Source organism: Pantoea phosphatilytica (assembly GCF_051025615.1).
Classification (GTDB): domain Bacteria; phylum Pseudomonadota; class Gammaproteobacteria; order Enterobacterales; family Enterobacteriaceae; genus Pantoea.
Map to the genome: position 1 here is coordinate 1,767,948 of NZ_JBPFDF010000001.1, position 21,229 is coordinate 1,789,176.

A 21,229-nucleotide genomic window follows, 5' to 3' on the forward strand; every position below is an offset into this window, starting at 1 on the left:
AACCGTTGGCCGTCTATTTTCTGCGCCGGTTACTGCTGATTATTCCCACCCTGTGGGCGATCATCACGCTCAATTTCTTTATCGTCCAGATTGCGCCGGGCGGACCTGTCGATCAGGCGCTGGCGAATATTCAGTTCGGGCAGACCACCGGTATGCCCGGCGGCGCGACGGAAAGCGCCGGTGCACGCGCCAGCGTCTCGCCGCTGAACCCGGCCGGGAATACCTATCGCGGCGCGCGCGGGCTGGACCCGGAAGTCATTGCGGAGATCACAAAACGTTACGGCTTCGATAAGCCGATCTGGCAGCGTTATGGCGAGATGCTGTGGAATTATCTGCGGCTGGATTTTGGCGACAGCCTGTTTCGCAGCGCCTCGGTGATCGGGCTGATCAAAGAGAGCCTGCCGGTTTCGATCAGCCTGGGGCTCTGGAGCACGCTGATCATCTATCTGGTGTCGATTCCGCTCGGGATCCGCAAAGCGGTGCGCAACGGCAGCGCCTTTGATGTCTGGAGCAGCGCCTTTATTATCATCGGCTACTCCATCCCCGCGTTTCTGTTCGGGATCATGCTGATCGTGCTGTTTGCCGGTGGCAGCTATCTCGACTGGTTTCCGCTGCGCGGGCTCACCTCCGCGCAGTCCGACACCCTGCCCTGGTATGGCAAAGTGCTGGACTATTTCTGGCATATCGCCCTGCCGGTGCTGGCTACCGTGATCGGCGGCTTCGCCACGCTGACCATGCTGACGAAAAACGCCTTTCTGGATGAGATCCGCAAGCTCTATGTGGTCACCGCACGCGCGAAAGGGGTGCCGGAGCGACGTATCCTCTATCACCATGTGTTTCGCAATGCGATGCTGCTGGTGATCGCCAGCTTTCCTGCCACCTTTATCAGCATGTTCTTTACCAGTTCGGTGCTGATCGAGGTGATGTTCTCCCTTAATGGCCTGGGGCTGCTGGGCTACGACGCTACCCTGCAGCGCGACTATCCGGTGATGTTTGGCACACTCTATATTTTTACGCTGATAGGTCTGCTGATGAATATCCTCAGCGATCTGACCTATATGCTGGTCGATCCCCGCATTGATTTTGGACGCCGCTGATGCCGCTCTCTCCTCTTAACCAGCAGCGCTGGCAGCGCTTTCGCCATCACCGGCGCGGCTACTGTTCGCTGTGGATCTTTCTGATCCTCTTCCTGCTGTCGCTGGGCGCCGACCTGATCGCCAATGAGAAGCCGCTGCTGGTGCACTATCAGCAGCGCTGGATGGTCCCGCTGCTGTCTGACTACAGCGAGGCCGACTATGGCGGCGTGCTGGCGACCACGGCGGATTATCAGGATCCCTGGCTGCGGCAGCGCATCAGCCAGAACGGCTGGGCACTATGGGCACCGATCCGCTTCAGCGACAGCACCATCAATTTTGCCACCCGGGTTCCCTTCCCCTCGCCGCCGTCGGCGCAGAACTGGCTGGGCACGGATGCGAATGGCGGCGACGTCCTGGCACGACTGCTCTACGGCACCCGCATCTCCCTGCTGTTCGGCATACTGCTGACGCTTATCTCCAGCGTCATCGGGATCGTAATCGGTGCGCTGCAGGGCTATTTCGGCGGGCGGATAGACCTGATCGGGCAGCGGCTGATTGAGGTCTGGTCCGGGATGCCTGCGCTGTTCCTGCTGATTCTGCTCTCCAGCGTGATCCAGCCGGGCTTCTGGTGGCTGCTGCTGGTCACCGTCGCGTTTGGCTGGATGAGTCTGGTGAGCGTGGTGCGGGCGGAGTTTCTGCGAACCCGCAACTTTGACTATATCCGTGCGGCGCAGGCGCTGGGCGTCAGCGATGGCCGGATTATGCTGCGTCATATGCTGCCTAACGCGATGGTCGCCACCCTGACCTTTCTGCCCTTTATCCTGTGCGGTTCGATTACCACCCTGACCTCGCTCGATTTTCTGGGTTTTGGTCTGCCGCTCGGCTCGCCCTCGCTGGGTGAGCTGCTGCTGCAGGGCAAGAATAATCTGCAGGCCCCCTGGCTGGGCCTGGCGGGCTTTTTTACTCTGGCGATCCTGCTGTCGCTGCTGATTTTTATTGGCGAAGCGGTGCGCGACGCCTTTGATCCGGGCAAAGGAGCCTAGATGACAACGCCCTTGCTTGCCATTAACCACCTCTCTGTCGCCTTTCGTCAGGGTGAGACGCTTCGCCAGGTGGTGGATGATCTCTCCCTGCATATTGCGGCAGGTGAAACGCTGGCGCTGGTCGGTGAGTCGGGCTCCGGCAAGAGCGTGACGGCGCTCTCCGTGATGCGGCTGCTGCATGAATCGACGGTGGCTTATCCCGGCGGCGAGATCCTGTTTAACGGTGAGGATCTGCTGCGGGCGCCGGAGCCGCGGCTGCGCGCCCTTCGTGGCAACCAGATCGCGATGATTTTTCAGGAACCGATGGTGTCGCTCAATCCGCTGCACACCGTAGAGAAGCAGCTTTATGAAGTGCTGTCGCTGCATCGCGGGCTGCGGCGCGCGGCCGCGCGGATGGAGATCCTCAGCGTGCTTGATCGGGTCGGTATCCGCCAGCCCGCCGCCCGGCTCAATGATTTTCCCCACCAGCTGTCGGGGGGAGAACGTCAGCGGGTGATGATCGCAATGGCGCTGCTGACAGAGCCTCAGCTGCTGATTGCCGATGAGCCGACCACCGCGCTGGATGTGACGGTACAGGCGCAGATCCTGACGCTGCTGCGCGACCTGCAGCGTGAGCGCAACATGGCGATGCTCTTTATCACTCACAACCTGCACATCGTGCGCCAGCTGGCGGATAACATCAGCGTCATGCGTAACGGGCGCATCGTGGAGCAGAACCGCAGCCCGATCCTGCTGAGTCAGCCGCAGCATCCCTACAGTCAGCAGCTGCTGGCCGCCGAGCCGGAAGGACGGGCGCTGCCGCTGCCCGCAGATGCGCCGGTCATTCTGCAGGTCGATCGGCTTGCGGTCACTTTTCCACGGCGGCGCAGCCTGTTCCGGCGGCAGGACGATGAGAAAACGGTGCTGAGCGGTCTGAGTTTCCGCCTGCGCCGGGGCGAAAGTCTCGGGCTGGTGGGCGAGTCGGGATCGGGGAAAAGCACGACTGGCCTGGCGCTGCTGCGGCTGATTGCCTCACGCGGTGATGTCTGGTTTGCGGGGCAGCCCCTGCATCAGCTGTCGCGCCGGGCGTTGTTGCCGCTGCGGCAGCGCATCCAGGTGGTCTTTCAGGACCCGAACTCTTCGCTTAATCCACGCATGACGGTTCAGCAGATTATCGCTGAAGGGCTGGCGGTGCATCAGCCCGCGCTCGATCGGGAGCAGCAGCAGCAGCGGGTGATGGCGGTAATGGCAGAGGTGGGCCTGGATGCTGAGAGTCGTCATCGCTATCCGGCTGAATTTTCCGGCGGGCAGCGGCAGCGTATCGCTATCGCGCGGGCGCTGATTCTGGAACCGGAGTTACTGATCCTGGATGAACCGACCTCGTCGCTGGACCGCACGGTGCAGAAGCAGATCCTGACGCTGTTACGCCGTTTACAGCAGCAGCGCCAGCTCAGTTATCTCTTTATCAGTCACGATCTCGATGTGGTGCGCGCCCTGTGTCACCAGCTCATTGTGCTGCGTCAGGGGGAAGTGGTGGAACAGGGCGAATGCGAAAAGTTGTTTACGTCACCTGCGACGGCGTATACCCGGGCGCTGCTGCAGGCCTCGCCAGCTAGCCTGCGATAAAGGTTTCGGCGATCGCCACGCCCTGATTTTTCAGGCAGCAGTTGGTCGCGCTTTCGTCACGACGGCGAATGAACAGGCAGGGCTGTCCTTCACACTCGGCCACTTTACAGTCAACCTGAATGCCAGCCAGCACCTCTTTCAGCTGCTGCAGGATCTCCCATGCCGGTATGCCGTCATGGCTGATCAGCCGCAGCGCCACAAACTCCTGATCATCCAGCACAGCGTCATCGGATTCGATGGTACTGTGGTGATCGCTGGCCCAGCGAAAACGCTGCGGCAGGCGATGCACGATTGAAAGTTGCAGCATAATTTACTCTCCCCGGATGAGTGTATGTCGCAACGCACAGACACCGACGCGAAAACGGCCGGTGGTGGCGGAATCCGGCAGGATCTCTTCGCCGTGCGAACTGCAGAAGCGCATTTTTGCGACTCATGTCGCACTTCAGGCTATATTTACCGCGTTCACACGCTGTTAACAATCATTTTAGACGCAATATGGTTACTTTTTTAACTAAAAATCTTCACATTAAATAAACATAGTGCTGGCGCGCCGCCCGCCGGAGATGGCGGGCAGCAAAATGCGCCGAATCAGCGGGAGGATGCGCGGGGCCGGGAAGCGTAGAAGAAGAGCAGCAGCGAGAGAGAGGCACAGAGCGCGATGGTGCCGACCATCGGCCAGGCACTGTTGAAACTCAGCAGGGAGAGCAGTGCACCGACAAACGCACCGACGCCAAACCGCAGCGTGCCCGCCAGCGACGACGCGGTGCCGGCCATATGCGGAAACTCATCCAGGATCACCGCCATTGCGTTGGAGGAGACCATCGACACGCAGCCGATAAACATCGCGATGCCCATCACCAGCGGCAGAAAGCCCAGGTCAAAGGCGCTGACCAGCAACAGCCAGATCCCCATGCAGAACTGAATCAGCAGCCCCAGCCGGAACATCGCTACCGGACCAAAGCGGCGCACCGCGCGGCTGTTAATCAGCGTCAGCACAAACAGAAACACCACGTTAAGACCAAAGTAGTAACCGAAGTTTTGCGGTGAGACGTGATTCAGTTCGATGTACACAAACGGCCCGGCATTGAGGAAGGTAAACAGCCCGGCAAAGGAGAAGCCGCTCGACAGCATGTAACTGAAGGCGCGCTTGTGACGAAACAGCGTGACGAAATTGCCCAGCGTGGTGCGCAGATGAAAGCGCTGCCGCTGCTCGGGCTTCAGGGTTTCACGGATCTGGGTGGTCACCAGCACGGTGGTCACTAACGCGGCCCCGGCCAGCGCCCAGAAAATGGCGTGCCAGCTCCAGAGCACCAGCAGCCAGCCGCCGATAATCGGGGCCAGCAGCGGCGCAATGGTGGTAATCAGCATCACAAAGGACATCATGCGCGAGAAGTCCTCTTTCGAGTAACTGTCCCGCATCAGCGCATTGATCACCACGCTGGCGGCGGCGGCCGACAGGCCATGCAGAAAGCGCATCAGGATGAGCTGGTCGATCGATTGCGACAGCGCACAGGCTGCGGCGGCACAGGCAAAGATCAGCGTACCGAGCGCGATCACGGGCTTGCGGCCATAGCTGTCGGCCAGCGGCCCGTAGATGAGCTGACCGATCGCGAAGCCCAGGATATAGAGGTTGAGCGACATCTGCACGCTGCCGGCGGAGACGCCAAACTCACGGGCAATCTGCGGCATGGCCGGCAGATACATGTCGATCGATAACGGCATCAGCATGGCTAACAGCCCCAGGATAACGACCAATCCCGTTGGCGAATTTTTTTCCTTACGCACGCCCTCTCCTCTCCTTATCATCCTGACGCAGGCCCTATTTTGCCTGCAGCTCTTTTGGCAGACCGATGCTGGCAATCTCATCTTCGGTCAGCGGACGGTATTCACCCGGTTCCAGATCCTCATCCAGCACGATCTCACCGATGCGCTCGCGATGCAGTTCCACGACCCGGTTGCCCACGGCCGCAAACATCCGTTTCACCTGATGGTAGCGCCCTTCGCTCAGCGTCAGCCGCACGTCTGTCGGCGTAATCACCTCCAGCCGGGCCGGTTTGGTCAGGCTCTTCTCGTTGTGCAGCTGCACACCCGCCATAAACTGTGCGGCGGTATCGTCCGCGACCGGCGACTCCAGCGTGACGCGATAGGTCTTCTCGCAGTGGTGGCGTGGCGAGGTAATGCGGTGTGACCACTGGCCATCGTCGGTCAGCAGCACCAGCCCGGTGGTATCGATATCGAGGCGCCCTGCTGCATGCAGCTTAAAGGCCATCGGCTCTTCGATGAAATAGAGGATGGTGGGATGATCGGGATCGTCGGTAGAGCAGACATAGCCCTGCGGCTTGTTCAGCATGAAGTAGCGTGGGCCGGTCAGCATCTGCAGGAGGTTACCGTCATACATCACTTCGTGATCGGGCAGCAGTTTAAACGCGGTATCGCGCACCACTTCACCGTTCACGGTGACACGCTGACCACGGATCTCGCGATGGGCGATGGCGCGGCTGATTTCCAGTTGCTGAGAGATGAATTTGTCGAGTCGCATGAATTCGTTTTGCCTGTTACTGCGGAGGGAATCTGAAACGGCCTGGTTAACCGTTGAAAATGTGCGGGAAGTATAACGTGATCCACGCCAGCCTGACAGCGCGTTTACCGCCCTTTCGTGGCATAATTGCCACCAGTTTTGCAAAAGTGAGCAACATGTCCTTTACCTTACGCCCCTATCAACAGGATGCGGTGAATGCCACCGTGTCGCATTTCCGTCGTCATCACCAGCCTGCGGTGATTGTGCTGCCGACCGGTGCCGGAAAGAGTCTGGTCATCGCTGAACTGGCCCGGCTGGCGCGTGGCCGGGTGCTGGTGCTCGCGCACGTCAAAGAGCTGGTGGCGCAGAACCACAGCAAATATCAGGCTTATGGTCTGGAAGCGGATATCTTTGCGGCGGGCCTTCAGCGCAAAGAGAGCCAGCGCAAGGTGGTGTTCGGCAGCGTACAGTCCGTCGCGCGCAACCTCGACCAGTTCGACAGCGCCTTCTCGCTGGTGATCGTGGATGAGTGTCACCGCATTGGCGATGACAAAGAGAGTCAGTATCAGCAGATCTTTAATCATCTGCGGCAACACAATCCGCAACTGCGTCTGCTGGGCCTGACCGCCACACCGTTCCGGCTGGGCAAAGGCTGGATCTATCAGTTCCACTATCACGGCATGGTGCGCGGCGACGAAAAATCGCTGTTCCGCGACTGTATCTATGAACTGCCGCTGCGCTACATGATCAAACATCAGTTTCTGGTGCCCCCGGAGCGGCTGGATATGCCGGTGGTACAGTATGACTTCAGCCGGCTGACGGCGCAGGCCAGTGGCCTGTTCAGCGAGGCCGATCTCAATCGTGAACTGAAACAGCAGCAGCGCGTTACGCCGCATATCATCCGTCAGATTGTGGAGTTTGCGGAGGAGCGGCTCGGGGTGATGATTTTCGCCTCCACGGTGGATCATGCGCATGAAATCCTGCGGCTGCTGCCCGACAACAGCGCGCTGATCTCCGCCGAAACGCCCGCCCGTGAGCGCGACGCCCTGATTCTGGCCTTTAAGGCGCAGGAGTTGAAATACCTGGTGAACGTCGCGGTGCTGACCACCGGCTTTGATGCGCCGCACGTTGACCTGATCGCCATCCTGCGCCCCACCGAGTCGGTCAGCCTCTATCAGCAGATCGTCGGACGCGGCCTGCGGCTTTCGCCAGGTAAAACCAGCTGTCTGATCCTCGATTATGCCGGTAATCCGCACGATCTCTTCACGCCGGAAGTCGGCGCGCCCAAAGGGGCCAGCGATAACCAGCCGGTACAGGTCTTCTGCCCGGCCTGCGGTTTCGCCAACACCTTCTGGGGCAAAGCGACAGAAGATGGCATGGTGATCGAGCATTTTGGCCGCCGCTGCCAGGGTGTGCTGGAAGATGATGAGGGCGAACGTGAGCAGTGTGACTTCCGCTTCCGCTTTAAGAGCTGCCCGGACTGTGGCGCAGAGAACGATATTGCCGCCCGCCGCTGCCACCAGTGCGACAAAATTCTGGTCGACCCGGACGATATGCTTAAAGCGGCGCTGAAACTCAAAGATGCGCTGGTGCTGCGCTGTGGCGGCATGACGCTGGAACAGGGGGCGGATGCCAAAGGCGAATGGCTGAAGGCGACCTATTTTGACGAGGACGGCACCAGCGTCAGCGAACGATTTCGCCTGCAGACGCCAGCCCAGCGCAAAGCCTTCGAGCAGCTGTTTATGCGTCCGCACCAGCGCGCGCCCGGCGTGCCGCTGGGCTGGCAGACCGCCGCTGACGTCGTGGCGCTGCAGCCGCTGTTACGCCATCCCGACTTTGTGGTGGCGCGCGCCAAAGGCCAGTACTGGCAGATCCGCGAGAAGATGTTCGACTATCAGGGGCGCTATCGCCGGGCCAATGAGCTGCGCTGACCGCCCGGCCCCGAGCGGATGGGTATATCGTTTGCTACCGCCTGGCATTACGGCTATAATGCCGCCCGCTTTTGCATGTGCATCAGCAGTGTTGAATAACCTGCCTGTTACTGGGTCGCCTGTAGCAGGAAATATATAAAGAGACGTATTAATGTTCACTATCAATGCAGTAGAACGTAAAGAGCAGGGTAAGGGTGCGAGCCGCCGCCTGCGTACAGCTAACCGTTTCCCGGCTATCGTTTACGGTGGTTCTGAAGCGGCTGTTGCCATCGACCTGGATCACGACTCCGTAATGAACATGCAGGCTAAGCCTGGTTTCTACGAAGAAGTGCTGACTCTGGTTGTTGACGGTAAAGAAACCAAAGTGAAAGTTCAGGCTGTTCAGCGTCACCCGTTCAAGCCGAAACTGTTCCATATCGACTTCGTTCGCGCTTAATCGCTGACAGAGTTGAAAAGCAGAAGGGCCGGTTGCGAAACCGGCCCTTTTGTTTTGTCCCCTCCCGGTGAAACTTATCGCCGGGAGGGGTAAAAAAGCCGGGCTAAGCCCGGCTTTTTTATTTGCCGCTGGTCCGGCGCTGCAGCTGGTCGCGCAGATTCGGTGGCGTTCCCTTGATCGTCAGAGTGTCCGTTGCCGGATCCCAGAAAATACGTTCGCCCAGCAACATCGCATCAAAGTTCAGGGTCAGTCCCCCGCCGCTGCCGGCGAATTTGGTCAGCTGACGCAGCGTCGAGCGGTCAGCCGGGAAACTCTCTTCCAGCTCATAGCCCTGCTCCTGGGTAAACGCCTGGAAGCTTTTTTCGCCCAGCGGAGGCAGCTCGCTCGACAGATCTTCCAGCGCAATCTCCTCGCCCGCCTGCAACTGCTCGTTACAGTAGCTGTAGACCTGCTGGCGATAGTTCTGCCGCTCCTGCTTATCCAGCGCCGACTCGTTGCAGTAGTCATCCACCGCCTGCAGCAGCCCACGGTTCTGCGCCTTGGTGTCCAGCCCGACTTCGGCACCAAGGAAGTCCATAAAGAAGTCCGCCACTTTCCGGCCGACGCGGCCGCGCAGGAAGGTCAGGTAACGGCTCGACTCAGGATTGGTCTCCCACTCGGTTAAATCGATGCGCGCGACGATATCGGCATGATTGATGTCGAGATAGTGAGTGCTGCTGATATCCAGCTGCTCATTCACCCGCATACTGGACTGGCTGTTCAGTACCGCAATCAGCAGATACTCCACGGCCAGATAGCGATAGTGGATAAACAGCACCACGCCGCCTTCGGCGAAGGGATATTTTGACAGTTCGTCGCGCAGGCGGCCCGTCGCGGCACGGCTAAAAGCAAGAAAATCGTCGTTGCCCTTACGACAATCGCGCAGGGCTTCTGCCAGTTCACTTTCCGCATTAAACAGGCCGTAGGCTTTGCTCTTTGCGCTGTAAACCCGGTGTAACTCCTCCACCATCGCGTTGACGGTTTGGGTCGCAGGCAGCAGCGAATCGCGCAGCGCCACGTCCAGCTGGTTTTCATCGCGTCTGATTAACTGATGCAGGGCAATCTGGTCGATATCCAGACTCATGGTAGACTCTCCTTTTAGCACAGGCGCGTATTCAAACACCGCCAGCATCGGCTTTCAACTCCATGCGTAAAGCGAACGCGCTGCTTTCGATAAAATTGCGGTAAAAAGTGCGTTGTTCCGGTAATATATCGCCTTTTGAAATGAGCTTAGACGACGATATGGCACAATCATCCCGTTACAGTGACGAACGCGTGGAACAACTCCTCGCGGATCTGGCCCAAATCCTGCACAAGGATAAAGCCCCCACCGACCTCTCCCTGATGGTGCTGGGAAACATGGTGACTAACTTAATTAACAGCGATGTCGCGCCGGCGCAGCGTCGCTCACTGGCCCGCTCTTTCGCCGATGCCCTGCAGGCATCCGTGCGTGACGACAACGCCCATTAATTAGCTGATTTGATTTTATAATATGGTAACCAACCGGCAGCGCTACCGCGAAAAAGTCTCTCAGATGATTAGCTGGGGGCACTGGTTTGCTCTGTTTAATATCCTATTCGCGCTGATTTTAGGCAGTCGCTACCTGTTGGTCGCCGACTGGCCTTCTTCTCTGGCGGGGCGTATCTACGCCTATACCAGTTGGGTAGGCCACTTCAGTTTTATCGTTTTCGCCACTTACCTGCTGATTATTTTCCCGCTGACCTTTGTGGTGATGTCGCAACGGCTGATGCGGGTGTTATCGGCCGTCGTCGCCACCGCCGGGCTGACGCTGGTGATGGTCGACAGCGCGGTCTTCAGCCGCTTCCACCTGCACCTTAATCCGGTGGTGTGGGAGCTGGTCATTAACCCCGATCAGAGCGAGATGGCGCGTGACTGGCAGCTGATGTTTATCAGCGTGCCGCTGATATTCCTGGTCGAGATGCTGTTTGCGACCTGGAGCTGGCAGAAACTGCGCAGCCTGAACCGCCGTTCGTTTGGCAAGCCTCTGGCTGGCCTGTTTATCAGCGCCTTCTTTGCCAGCCACCTGATGTATATCTGGGCCGATGCGAACTTCTATCGCCCGATTACAATGCAGCGCGCCAACCTGCCGCTCTCCTACCCGATGACCGCCCGTCGCTTCCTGGAGCGTCATGGTCTGCTGGATGCGCAGGAGTATCAGCGCCGGCTGGTACAACAGGGCGACCCGGAAGCACTGGCGGTGGAGTATCCGCTCAGTGATATTACGTTCCGCGATGGCGGCACACGCAACAACCTGCTGGTGCTGACGGTCGATGGCCTGAACAACGCTACGCTGCCTAAGGCGCTGCCGGCACTTAATCAGTTCGCCAGCGAGAACGTGCGCTTCACGCAGCACTACAGCGCCGGAGATACCCCGGAGAAAGGGCTGTTTGGCCTGTTCTACGGCATCTCCTCCAGCTATATGAACGGTATTCTGGCCTCGCGGACGCCGTCCGCCCTTCTCGGCGCGCTGAGCACCCAGGGTTATCAGTTTGGCCTCTTCTCGTCGGAAGGCTTTAATCCGCCGCTCTACCGACAGGCGCTGCTGACCGACTATTCGCTGCCTGCCACCAACAGCCAGCCTAACGCCAGTACCGTAGCGCAATGGCAGAACTGGCTGGACAGGCAGAAAGGCTCGCAGGCACCGTGGTTCTCATGGATTGCCCTGAACGGCCCTGACGTAACCGGTGAGAGTGCGAAGGCGCGTCAGCGCAGCTATCTGCGTCAGGCACCTGCGGTGGACGATCAGATTCGCGCCGTGCTTAACGAACTGCAGGCGCGTGATTTGATGAAGAACACCGTGGTGGTGATCACCGCACAGCGCGGTCTGGCGCTGGATGGCAATCCTGACAGCGCCGGTAATCGCCAGACGCTGCAGGTGCCGCTCGTGATCCACTGGCCCGACACGCCTGCGCAGACTGTCGATCGGCTCTCCGATCATCAGGATGTGATGACCACGCTGATGCAGCGACTGCTGCATGTGCGGACCAATCCGGTGAACTACTCGCAGGGTGAGGATCTGTTCGCGGCACGTCGTCGCCACGACTGGGTTGCCAGCAGCGAAGAGAATAAGCTGGTGATAACCACGCCGCAGGTGACGCTGGTGCTCAACAACAACGGCAGCTATCGCGCGTATGATGCACAGGGCAATGCGCTGAAAGATCACAAGCCGGAACTGACACTGTTGTTGCAGGTATTAACGGAAGAGAAGCGATTTATCGCTAACTGATTAATTATCAGGCAAATAGTCAACAGGTATCTTGCATTCATGACGATAACCAGTAGACTAATCCTCCAGTGTTCGGCACGTAGCGCAGCCTGGTAGCGCACGGTCATGGGGTGTCCGGGGTCGGAGGTTCAAATCCTCTCGTGCCGACCAAATTCTCCCGAAAAGCAGCCCAAAAGGCTGCTTTTTTCGTTTCTGCCTGCTGCTGTCAGTGCAAATCCTCTGAACATCTGCTTCTCACGACCTGCTGTTTTCTGATCAAAACCTGCCTGATGCCGTTTGCCAGGCATACATTCGGATATTGGTCCTGGAAGGGGAATCACAGGTCACTGCCGGAGTTACACAGTTCTGAAGATGTCGTGACTACCGACCCCGGACGCCTGAATGCATCACGACCAGCTTTGGTTTATCCCCTTCCCTTCGCTTTCAAGAGTTCGCCAGCATGGTGAGTCTGCCCGCGATTTTCAGCAAAGCGATCTTCCCTGAAGGTACGGAAAGACAGAACAGCATTGTCAGCAAAATGGCAGGCTATCAGGAAAACTGCTCACAAACATCACTAACCTACCTGAGCCTGTCTTTTAGATTTGTACTCTACAGCTAAACGGAAACAGGGAAAAACATCACGATATTACAGAGGTAGTGTTGTATCTGCTTTCAGGAGAAATTTTTCGTTGCCTGCCCCCGGTAAAGAGGTGATAGTTTTTGCCATAATCATTAAATTTATTTACAGTACCCGGCACAATTGATTCAGGCTATTCAGGACCAACAGGCTTGGCTCATTCTTTAAATCATTGTTTTAGCGGAGCAAATGGAATGTCACGCAACCTCTCCCCTGCATATTGTGTAGTTCAGCAATCTGGCAGTCTAGGATTTCAGGCAAGGATGCTTTTCAATGACAGCAATTCAGAAGCTGCACGCCTCTTTATAAAAACCAATGCAGACACGCCATGGCTGAACCCAGGTCAGATAGTCATTGTAGCAGACCCAGCTTCTGCGCAAACTGCACAAATGTTGAGCACGCTAAGGCAAGCTAAACAAAAAACCAATATTGCGTTCGTTGGCGTAACTTCTGAAGAAGCGAGTTTCATGCAGCAACACTACGGTTTGATCGCTGCACTCACAACTGCGGGAGATAAAATTTTTAGCACTATTGGTGACGTGGGTGAGAGATATTTTTCAGAAATCGAGAATACCCTTAAAAAGATAGAAGTCAGCTATCAAAACCAGTTTCGTACGCAGGGAACACTGATTAGTCAGCAATTCTTCGCAGAGCGTAACCAGCTCTTCACTCAACTAAAAGAGCTTGTAAACAAGCCGCTACTAAAATCGTTGATACGTAATACGGTTAAATTCAGACCTTACGAAGACATGCGCAGAGCACTGAATCTATCCAGCCGCTCTATAGTACATGAATGGTCCACAGTAGGACTTGGGGGGATACCAGGCTATTCAACTTATGCAGGTAATGCAGCTAAAGCGGCAAAATTTTTAAAATCTGGTGGCTATATAGGTATAGGTTTTTCCTTTGCCGGAACAACGAATGACGTGGTCAATGCCTGCGTTAAAGGGCGTGAAAGCGAATGTAAAAGGACAGCATTCAAAGAGTATGGGAAGTTTGGCGCTTCAACTTTAACAGGAGTGGGGGCTGGTGCAGCAGATTCTTTAGCAGGATTAGGGGCATGTGCAGCAATAGGGATAGCCACTGCGGGAACCGGAGCGGTAGTCTGCGCAGCAGTTGGTTCGATCGCTGCCGGTTATGCTGGTGCCAAAGCGAGCGACTCTATCATGGATACTATCTATGAATACATGGGAATTTGAAAATGAAGTCGGTCATCATGGTTTTAATTATGCTTCCTTTAGTTTGCTTAGTGGTTAGCGTTGTTTTGTATCTGACCAACAGATCGCGCTACCAGAAGTTGATTTCCGACTTTCAGAAAAAGCACACTCTGCCAACCCCTTATCTTTTGCATAGTAATATGGGGTACTTAGGTTCGCCACTAATGACCTACTTTTTTACCCGGTTGAAAAAGAATAAAAAAATCATTTTTTTAGACAGTAATAACCATGCTTATAAATTTCCCCAGGAAGAAAGTAATCAAAAAAAGATCAACAGCATCAGACCACTTTACTATACGTTTTTATTGGGTTTTTCATGCTGTCTGCTACTTGGGTTGATTGCTATTCTTATCCGCTATCAAATTCTTTAACTACACCAGGATAGTTTTTTCCAGCGATGACATTCATTACAGTTTCCTGAATGCCATTCACTCTATGAAGTGAAAGCATCGCACCAAATTCAACCCCTGTCAGATTTGCGGTTGCAGCTGAAGCGGCTATGACTTCAAAGCCAGCGACCACCTGTATCCCACTCATTCCCGCCTACACCGTTAATAACGTATCCTCAAAGGCCCCCCTTGCTGAATGAATTTTACTAAAGCATGCAATGCCACCTGATCCGTCCGAAGAAGCTTAGATTGGGGTAGTGAAGCAAACAGAGAATTATAATTTATACGTTTATGAACAGAGATTCGTGTCTCTCATTTTTCCTATAAGTCCGGATTTAAGAGGCACCCTGCGTAATCCGTTCTATACTTAAACGTCCGTGGGTAAGCAGAGGAGAGTTTATGACCTTTATCGAAAAAGACGATCCAACTGAAGCACCGGAATCTGGCGACAAGCAACCTTCCCCGCCAGACCAGAAGTAACCCACAGGGCCGCGTCCGACGCGGCCTTTCTGTTTCTGCTCCGGCTTCATGACAGATTCAGAGTTTTCCCATTTAACCGTTATTTCCTTCCTAAACAGCAGGTTAGCCTGCATTTCATAACCTGATCCGCCTCACAAAACTCGCCACGTTCAGCGCTTTTTCATCAAACTGAAACAAAAATGTCACAGAAAATACTTACTCTGAACTCCCCGGAAATTGTTGGATAAATATCATGCCGATCAAAGCGAAAAGCCTGAAAGATGCAGAAGCGTTACTGCACTCGGGCATCAGCAAAGTGGAACTGGCGTATGACATTGGCAGCGACGACTTCTTTCGTCTCGCAAGCCACTGGTGCGACAGGGGCGCGCGCATCAGCAGAGGTCATCACCATTTCGTCGTTTCCCTGAAAAGTTTTGCCATCCCGCCTAACGACTGATCGCCGCGGGCGCCTTGCCCTGCTCTGCTGCGCCTGATTTAATGGCTTTTTAGCCCTTGTCACGGTTTCGCATGCACTTTCCCGATCAGCCGCTGCCGCCTGTTTCAGGCGGCTTTATTCTTTCCCGTCTTCTTCACCGCGGTGATCCGTTACTGGCGGTCTGCTACTTTGATCCGCAGCACTATCATGACGCGCTGGCTGAGGAGTGGGGTCTTACACTCCCTGAGCGGCTGCAGCGCGCCGTGGTCAAACGGCGGGCCGAATATCTGGCCAGCCGCCTGCTGGTCCGCGCCGTAATGGCGGAGTTTGGCATCGCGGATTTTATTCTCAACAGCGCCCCTGACCGCTCCCCCCGCTGGCCCGCCGGTATTCAGGCGTCGCTGTCGCATACAACAGGCACCGTCGTTGTCGTGGCTACCCGGCAGAATCTGGCTATTGGTGTCGATGTTGAGCAGTGGATGTCTGAGACGACCGCGCGTGAAACGGCGGCGTATCTGATGAACGCGCAGGAGCAGCAGCTGTTAGGCACCCTGCCCGTGCCCTTCCACGCGGCCGCGACCCTGCTCTTTTCGCTGAAAGAGAGTCTGTACAAGGCGTTGTGGCCACAACTGCATCAGCCGATGGACTTTACGGATGCGGCGCTGGAGGCGGTCGACTGGACGCAGGGGCGCGCCACGCTGCGACTGACGCAGACGTTCAGTACAGGCTTTCCGGCGGGGACGTTACTGCAGGCCAGCTTCCTGTGGCAGGCGGATCAGGTGATGACGCAGGTGACCCATCCGCTGTAAAAAAACCGGCTAAACAGTACGCTGCGGGGCGTGTGCGGTTTAGCCGGGTTAACACAGATAAAAGAAGATATTCAGGATGGCCGAAACCGGCGCGTCTGCCGCTGGCTAACGTAGCCTGATTCACGGCAGAGGCGCCAGTGCGCATTTCTGCTAAGTTATGCCAGCCGCGTTCAAAGGCCGGTGTCGGTGCGTTTTACCGCGTCGAGCGTGGCAAGATCGCGCTCTCCGCCCGTCAGCTCCGTCAGCTGACCTTCGCGCATCTCCAGCAGCCGGTCGGCATGCACGAAATAGTGGTCGTCATGGCTGATAGCCAGCACCGTTTTCCCCGCCTGCTGCAGCCACGGCAGCAGTTCGCGATAGAAGATGCGACGGAAATGGGGATCCTGATCCGCCGCCCACTCGTCCAGCAGCAGCACGTCGCGCTCCTCTGCGACGGCCAGCAGCAGCGCCAGCCGTTTGCTCTGCCCTTTGGAGAGCCGCAGATTCAGCACCCTGTTACCTTCAATCTTCAGCTTATCCTGCATCTTCAGCCGCTCCAGCCACTGCTGAACCAGGGCGGGATTCGCCGCGACGCCTTCGCGTCCGATCAGCCTGTCAAACAGATGCAAATCGGTAAAGACCGCCGAGAAATGGCTGCGCCAGTGGTCGAGTTCGTCCGCTGTGATCGGTTTGCCATCCAGCAGCAGCGTACCGGACTGCGGCCGGTAAAGTCCGGTCAGCAGCATCGCCAGGGTCGATTTCCCGCTGCCGTTGCCGCCAATCAGGAATACCAGCTCTCCCCGGCGCAGCGTCAGGTTAACCGGCCCGACCTGAAAACCGTTGTCGCCATAATGAAAAGCGACATCGCGCAGCTCCAGCGTCTGCCACTCAGTGGTGGCCGAAGGGGGGTGGAATCCCGGCTGATAGGGGGCGAGGTCAAAAGCGTTGAGCTTACGAAAGGCGACCTGAGCACTGAGCAGCGTGGGTAGTGCGCCAACCGCCGAGAGCAGTGGCGTGCGTAAAAAGAGCAGTGTCAGAGAAAAGGTTGCAGCGACGGCGGTGTTGGCCCAGCCCAGGCTGTTAGCCATGAAGAAAACCATGCCGATAGCGCCCAGGGTCATGATATTCGACCAGTTGACGGCGCTGAGATGATAGGTGTCGGCGCGGACGATGTGGTGACGCCAGGCGCGGGCATCCTCCTGATAGACGGTGTCATAGACCTGCTGCGCGCGTGAACGATTGAGCTGCAACTCTTTGCGCCCTTCGATCACCGTCTGGTAATCGCGATAGAGGTTATCTTCGATCTCCCGCAGCTTCGCCATGTGCTGATAGACCCGCGACACCAGCATCCAGCCGCCCACCAGCATCACGCCCAGCCAGAGGCTGGTGACCAGCAACATCGCGGGTGAGAGCCAGGCCAGGTAGATCGCCGAGCCGAGTGTGATGATGACGCCCTGGAACAGCTCCGGCAGACGCACAAAGGCCAGGGTAATGGCCCGCACGTCGCTGGTCAGTCCCGCCAGCAGCTGGGCGCTGCCGAGCTGCTCAATGCGTTCGATCCGGGTATCGAGGATCCGCTTGATAAATTCGCCACGCAGACGCCAGACAAACTGATGGCCGAGTATCGTCAGCGCCAGCTGTGACGCTAGCGTTACCGCCATCAGCAGCACCAGCTGCAGCAGAAATTGTGGCAGGACGGCAAACGAAGTGTTTATCGCGACGATCATCTCGCGGTTGATAAAGGCGATCATGCCGATCCCCAGCACGGCGCTGAGCAGCGTCAGCGCAATCACCCCGATAAAAGGCCAGCGGAACTGGCGAAAAACAACGCTTAGCAACGTCATGCAGGCAATCCATCAGCAAAAAACTGCCTGCAGTGTAATAGGATGCCAAATGATAGCAATAGTTATTCGCATCATGCCGCTGCAGGCATGACGGATTAAAAGGCGCGGCGAAACGTCAGGTTATAGCGCCAGGCGCCGACCAGCGGATGCACGCCCGGTTTCAGCGGCAGGATACCGTGGTAGCGCAGGCGCGACGGCCCGCCCCACACCACAATATCGCCATGTTCCAGCAGCACGCGCTGGGTCGCATCGCCCCGCTCGAAGCCGCCGAACTGAAAGACCGCCGGTAAGCCCAGCGACACCGACACGATAGGCTGGCGCATATCTTTCTCATCTTTATCCTGATGCAGCGTCAGCTTTGCGCCCGGTTCATAACGGTTAAGCAGGCAGGCATCCGGGTTAAACCCGGCGAAGCCCGCCTCTGACGCAGCTTCCTGCGCCAGCGTCCGGAACAGCGGCGGCATGGCCGGCCAGCGACGTCCGTTCAGGTTGTCCTCCTGCTGATAGCGATAGCCGCGCGAATCCACCGACCAGCCAAAATCGCCGCAGTTGGTCATGGCGACCGACATGCGATGCCCGCCAGGCGTGATGCGATGGGCAAAGGGGTTCTGTTCGGCAATCGCCAGCAGCTGCTGATAAAGCGCCTCTGCGTCAGCGCGCGCCCGGCGCCGCAGGATGACCGCACCCTCAGCCAGCGTCTCCTGCCAGGGTTGCTCTTCACTGAAAAGATCTAACATCAGTTTTCTCCGGATTCGGCGGGGATCAGGAAAGCAGCAAACTGTGGCGACATCCAGCTGACAAACTTATCGCCCTGTTTGCTGATCAGATAGACCGCCAGATGCTGTTGGGTCGCCAGCGCTTTGGCTTTCTCGGTGCCAAGCACCATCAGCCCGGTGTCCCAGCCGTCGGCTTCCAGCGCCGTAGTGGCGATCACCGTGGCCGACACCAGTTTATGCTCAATCGGTCGTCCGGTAACGGGATCGATGACATGAGAAATGCGGTGGCCGTCCAGTTCATAATAGTTGCGATAGCTGCCGGAAGTGCTGATCCCATGCCCCTGCAGATCCACACGCGCCTGAACCGCGTTTTCCTGGTCAGTGGGTTTCTGAATCGCCACCCGCCACGGCTGCTGCTGCGCATTGAGGCCGCGGCTCAGCACGGCGCCCCCCACCGACACCAGATAGTTATTTATCCCCAGCTGCTCCATCAGTCGCGCCAGGTGATCGGTGGCAAAACCTTCACCCACCGTGGAGAGATCGACATAGAGGCCCGGCAGATCTTTCTGCAGCCACTGTCCGTTTGCGCCCTGCAGCACCCGCAGATGCTGTAATCCGGTCTCTGCCCGGGCGGCCGCGATCTGTGCCGCATCCGGGGTATGCAGAGGCTGTTTCGTCGGGCCAAAGCCCCATAAATTGACCAGCGGGCCGACCGTGATATCCATCGCGCCACCGGTTTTGCGGCCGATCCGCAGGGAGGTGGTGACGATATCGGCCATGTTCTCACTGACTGGCTGGGGTGAGAGATCGCGGCTCTGGTTAAAGCGCGACAGCACGGAGTCCGGCTTCCAGGTGGAAAGCTCGGCATCGTCGGCGTCCAGCCGCTGCTGGATACGCTGCTGCAGCTCCGCTTTGCGTTCGCTGTCCACGCCAGCCAGACTTACCCGCCAGACGGTGCCCATGGTTTTACCTTCCAGCACCAGCGCGGAGGTCGCCGCAGGTTTATCGCAACCGGTCAGCATCAGCGCCAGCAGCGGCACAAACAGCAGATTAATCTTATAACGCATCATTCCTCGCATGTAACACTTTATTAATAGCCACTACAAAGCATAAACTTCGGGTAAATTAGCTTAAAGAGCGTTGAATCTTCCTCCGAACCACGAGAACATTCACCCGTCATCTATCCTGAGCCCGCCTGTCGACAGGCGATCCCTCTGAATCACATAAAGGAGCAGCAGATGATCTATATGATTCTCGCCATCGCCCTCGGCCTGTTTGTTTTTGGCAGTTATAAAGCCATCGAACAGCGCCGTCATCGCCACATGGCCCCGTCACGTCCGCGCCATTAACAGGCTTTACTGCACCAGTTTGGGGCAACGCAGCCGTGACCAGCGCGGCAAGTGTACCAAAACGGGCGAAACGTCTGTGGCTGTGAGAGCGGTAGAGCTGGCATGAATTCTGCACTGTTGAAACAGTGTTTATCCCTGAGAGGTGCAGAATGAAAAATTCACAGAAGTGGCAGTCGGTCTGGCAGCACTGGCTGAGCTTTTCAGCCTTCACCCTGGCAGGCGTGGCGTTTGAAGGCGCACGTTTCGGCTGCGTCGTGCCGTCGGCGACCGTGGCGGCAAAAGCCACGACATGGCGAAAGGCAGATGCCCCCCGCCAGCAGGATCAGGCGGGCGCGCAGCCGTAACCGCGCGCCCTGACAACTCAGAACTGGTAAACCAGGCCCAGCGCCACTACGTCGTCGGTATTGATACCGGCGGCGTCGGTGAACGCGTTGTCGTCCAGCAGGTTGATCTGGTAGTCCACGTAGGTAGACATGTTTTTGTTGAAGTAGTAGGTCGCGCCAACGTCGATATATTTTTTCAGATTCTGTTTGCCCCAGTTCTGAACGTCGGTGCCACGCTGAGTGACATAGGCCAGAGACGGACGCAGGCCGAAGTCGAACTGATACTGTGCCACCACTTCCCAGTTATCCGCTTTATCCGCGTAACCAAAGGCTGAGGAGTTGCTGCTGTCGCCGAAGCGGGTTGCGTTGAGTGAGCGTGAGTACATCGCCGCCAGGTAGACGTTGTTCGCATCATATTTCAGACCGCCAGTGTAGACCTGGGCTTTGTCGCCACGGCCCAGGATGCCGGAGGTGGCGCTGTTCTGGTCGTTGGTACGGTCGGACTGGAAGGTCGCCGCACCAATGCCAAAGCCTGAACCCAGATCATAAGTGGTGCTCAGGCCCCAGCCGTCGCCATTCTGCCCCAGCACGTCACGACCGTTCGGTGACTCGCTGCTGTTGCCATTTTTGCCCTGATACTGCACGGCAAAGTTCCAGCCATCCACCAGGCCGAAGAAGTTGTTGTTGCGGTAGGTCGCCATGCCGTTACCGCGCTGATACATGAAGTTATCCGCGCCATAGGTGTCGCCGCCGAACTCAGGCAGCACGTCGGTCCATGCGCCGATATCATAGGCTACGCCGTAATTACGACCGTAGTCGAACGAGCCTGCATCACCAAATTTCACCCCGGCAAAGCCGACACGGGTGAAGCTGTTGGCGGTGCCTTCATCTTCAGAGTTGTTCAGAGCCGCCTGGTATTCCCACTGGCCATAGCCGGTCAGCTGATCGCTGACTTCGGTTTCGCCTTTAAAGCCAAAGCGCACGTAGGACTGGTCGCCATCGGCGCTGCTGTTGTCAGAGAAGTAGTGCAGGCCATCTACCTTCCCGAACAGGTCCAGTTTATTGCCATCTTTATTATAAATTTCAGCTGCGTTTGCTGATCCTGCTGCCACCAGCAATACAGGGATCATCAGGGAGAGAACGCGACGTTTCATTTTATTACCCTCTGTTATGTGCCTTTTATTATTTGCCACTGCG

Annotated in this window: 21 protein-coding genes and 1 tRNA gene; 13 read left to right on the plus strand and 9 right to left on the minus strand. The window is 57.1% G+C overall.

Features of this window, described 5'->3' with window-relative positions:
- Window positions 1-5 precede the first annotated feature (5 nt).
- From yejB to yejF, 3 genes are read left to right on the plus strand one after another with little or no spacing between them, the layout of a single operon-like run.
- On the plus strand, window positions 6-1,097 hold the full coding sequence (gene yejB / locus ACR6AS_RS08585) for a microcin C ABC transporter permease YejB (RefSeq protein ID WP_434161756.1): 1,092 nt from the start codon (window positions 6-8) through the stop codon (window positions 1,095-1,097).
- Window positions 1,097-2,119, plus strand: coding sequence for an ABC transporter permease (locus tag ACR6AS_RS08590; protein ID WP_111138741.1), 1,023 nt, complete (start codon window positions 1,097-1,099; stop codon window positions 2,117-2,119). Before yejB ends, ACR6AS_RS08590 begins: the two co-directional genes overlap by 1 nt.
- Window positions 2,120-3,724 (plus strand): microcin C ABC transporter ATP-binding protein YejF, encoded by a 1,605-nt coding sequence (gene yejF / locus ACR6AS_RS08595; protein WP_293771923.1) that lies wholly within the window; start codon window positions 2,120-2,122, stop codon window positions 3,722-3,724.
- Here the strand turns inward: yejF and ACR6AS_RS08600 are convergent.
- The 3 genes from ACR6AS_RS08600 to rsuA form a co-directional block, all read right to left on the minus strand.
- Window positions 3,711-4,031: a YejG family protein gene (locus ACR6AS_RS08600; protein WP_111138739.1), complete on the minus strand. Its 321-nt coding sequence runs from the start codon at window positions 4,029-4,031 to the stop codon at window positions 3,711-3,713. The two genes, yejF and ACR6AS_RS08600, sit on opposite strands and share 14 nt — an antisense overlap.
- A gap of 281 nt (window positions 4,032-4,312) precedes the next feature.
- The gene (locus ACR6AS_RS08605; protein WP_111138738.1) at window positions 4,313-5,509 is read right to left on the minus strand and encodes a Bcr/CflA family multidrug efflux MFS transporter; all 1,197 of its coding nucleotides are present in this window, start codon (window positions 5,507-5,509) and stop codon (window positions 4,313-4,315) included.
- A 34-nt stretch (window positions 5,510-5,543) separates the two neighbouring features.
- A complete protein-coding gene (rsuA, locus tag ACR6AS_RS08610) occupies window positions 5,544-6,263 on the minus strand; it encodes a 16S rRNA pseudouridine(516) synthase RsuA (RefSeq protein ID WP_111138737.1) in 720 nt (239 codons plus the stop codon).
- A 155-nt stretch (window positions 6,264-6,418) separates the two neighbouring features.
- Here rsuA and radD point away from each other — a divergent pair, with 155 nt between their 5' ends.
- Both radD and rplY read left to right on the plus strand, forming a co-directional pair.
- The gene (radD, locus tag ACR6AS_RS08615) at window positions 6,419-8,173 is read left to right on the plus strand and encodes a DNA repair helicase RadD (RefSeq protein WP_111138736.1); all 1,755 of its coding nucleotides are present in this window, start codon (window positions 6,419-6,421) and stop codon (window positions 8,171-8,173) included.
- 151 nt (window positions 8,174-8,324) lie between these two features.
- Window positions 8,325-8,609 carry a 50S ribosomal protein L25 gene (gene rplY / locus ACR6AS_RS08620; protein WP_111138735.1) on the plus strand — a complete coding sequence of 95 codons (285 nt, stop codon included), beginning with the start codon at window positions 8,325-8,327 and terminating at the stop codon, window positions 8,607-8,609.
- A gap of 118 nt (window positions 8,610-8,727) precedes the next feature.
- Here rplY and yejK read toward each other — a convergent pair whose 3' ends face one another.
- On the minus strand, window positions 8,728-9,732 hold the full coding sequence (gene yejK, locus ACR6AS_RS08625; protein ID WP_111138734.1) for a nucleoid-associated protein YejK: 1,005 nt from the start codon (window positions 9,730-9,732) through the stop codon (window positions 8,728-8,730).
- Window positions 9,733-9,890: 158 nt separating this feature from the next.
- Here yejK and ACR6AS_RS08630 point away from each other — a divergent pair, with 158 nt between their 5' ends.
- The 4 genes from ACR6AS_RS08630 to ACR6AS_RS08645 all read left to right on the plus strand — a co-directional run bounded on the left by ACR6AS_RS08630 (window position 9,891) and on the right by ACR6AS_RS08645 (window position 13,710).
- Complete coding sequence (locus ACR6AS_RS08630) at window positions 9,891-10,118, plus strand: YejL family protein (RefSeq protein WP_111138780.1); 228 nt, start codon at window positions 9,891-9,893, stop codon at window positions 10,116-10,118.
- 22 nt (window positions 10,119-10,140) lie between these two features.
- Entirely contained in the window at window positions 10,141-11,895 is a 1,755-nt protein-coding gene (gene yejM, locus ACR6AS_RS08635) for an LPS biosynthesis-modulating metalloenzyme YejM (protein ID WP_293771940.1), read from the plus strand.
- Between the two features lie 73 nt (window positions 11,896-11,968).
- Window positions 11,969-12,045, plus strand: a tRNA-Pro gene (locus ACR6AS_RS08640).
- 660 nt (window positions 12,046-12,705) lie between these two features.
- Window positions 12,706-13,710 (plus strand): hypothetical protein, encoded by a 1,005-nt coding sequence (locus ACR6AS_RS08645; RefSeq protein ID WP_434162001.1) that lies wholly within the window; start codon window positions 12,706-12,708, stop codon window positions 13,708-13,710.
- A 366-nt stretch (window positions 13,711-14,076) separates the two neighbouring features.
- Here the strand turns inward: ACR6AS_RS08645 and ACR6AS_RS08650 are convergent, their stop codons facing one another.
- Complete coding sequence (locus ACR6AS_RS08650) at window positions 14,077-14,265, minus strand: DUF4225 domain-containing protein (protein WP_434161760.1); 189 nt, start codon at window positions 14,263-14,265, stop codon at window positions 14,077-14,079.
- A gap of 564 nt (window positions 14,266-14,829) precedes the next feature.
- Between ACR6AS_RS08650 and ACR6AS_RS08655 the strand changes: the two genes are divergently transcribed.
- Window positions 14,830-15,033: a hypothetical protein gene (locus ACR6AS_RS08655; protein ID WP_111138729.1), complete on the plus strand. Its 204-nt coding sequence runs from the start codon at window positions 14,830-14,832 to the stop codon at window positions 15,031-15,033.
- 71 nt (window positions 15,034-15,104) lie between these two features.
- Window positions 15,105-15,821, plus strand: coding sequence for a 4'-phosphopantetheinyl transferase family protein (locus ACR6AS_RS08660; RefSeq protein WP_418797562.1), 717 nt, complete (start codon window positions 15,105-15,107; stop codon window positions 15,819-15,821).
- Window positions 15,822-15,991: 170 nt separating this feature from the next.
- Here ACR6AS_RS08660 and ACR6AS_RS08665 read toward each other — a convergent pair whose 3' ends face one another.
- The 3 genes from ACR6AS_RS08665 to apbE all read right to left on the minus strand — a co-directional run bounded on the left by ACR6AS_RS08665 (window position 15,992) and on the right by apbE (window position 19,430).
- The gene (locus tag ACR6AS_RS08665; RefSeq protein WP_434161762.1) at window positions 15,992-17,644 is read right to left on the minus strand and encodes a multidrug ABC transporter permease/ATP-binding protein; all 1,653 of its coding nucleotides are present in this window, start codon (window positions 17,642-17,644) and stop codon (window positions 15,992-15,994) included.
- A 95-nt stretch (window positions 17,645-17,739) separates the two neighbouring features.
- On the minus strand, window positions 17,740-18,381 hold the full coding sequence (gene alkB / locus ACR6AS_RS08670; protein WP_111138726.1) for a DNA oxidative demethylase AlkB: 642 nt from the start codon (window positions 18,379-18,381) through the stop codon (window positions 17,740-17,742).
- The gene (apbE, locus tag ACR6AS_RS08675; protein WP_140917198.1) at window positions 18,381-19,430 is read right to left on the minus strand and encodes an FAD:protein FMN transferase ApbE; all 1,050 of its coding nucleotides are present in this window, start codon (window positions 19,428-19,430) and stop codon (window positions 18,381-18,383) included. Before apbE ends, alkB begins: the two co-directional genes overlap by 1 nt.
- Before the next feature lie 168 nt (window positions 19,431-19,598).
- Here apbE and ACR6AS_RS08680 point away from each other — a divergent pair, with 168 nt between their 5' ends.
- Together ACR6AS_RS08680 and ACR6AS_RS08685 are read left to right on the plus strand one after the other, a co-directional pair.
- Window positions 19,599-19,709 carry a response regulator gene (locus ACR6AS_RS08680; RefSeq protein WP_199559966.1) on the plus strand — a complete coding sequence of 37 codons (111 nt, stop codon included), beginning with the start codon at window positions 19,599-19,601 and terminating at the stop codon, window positions 19,707-19,709.
- Between the two features lie 149 nt (window positions 19,710-19,858).
- Window positions 19,859-20,053 carry a hypothetical protein gene (locus tag ACR6AS_RS08685; RefSeq protein ID WP_111138724.1) on the plus strand — a complete coding sequence of 65 codons (195 nt, stop codon included), beginning with the start codon at window positions 19,859-19,861 and terminating at the stop codon, window positions 20,051-20,053.
- A 17-nt stretch (window positions 20,054-20,070) separates the two neighbouring features.
- On the opposite strand, the gene ompC is transcribed toward ACR6AS_RS08685, so the two are convergent.
- Window positions 20,071-21,186 carry a porin OmpC gene (ompC, locus tag ACR6AS_RS08690; protein ID WP_111138723.1) on the minus strand — a complete coding sequence of 372 codons (1,116 nt, stop codon included), beginning with the start codon at window positions 21,184-21,186 and terminating at the stop codon, window positions 20,071-20,073.
- Window positions 21,187-21,229 lie beyond the last annotated feature (43 nt).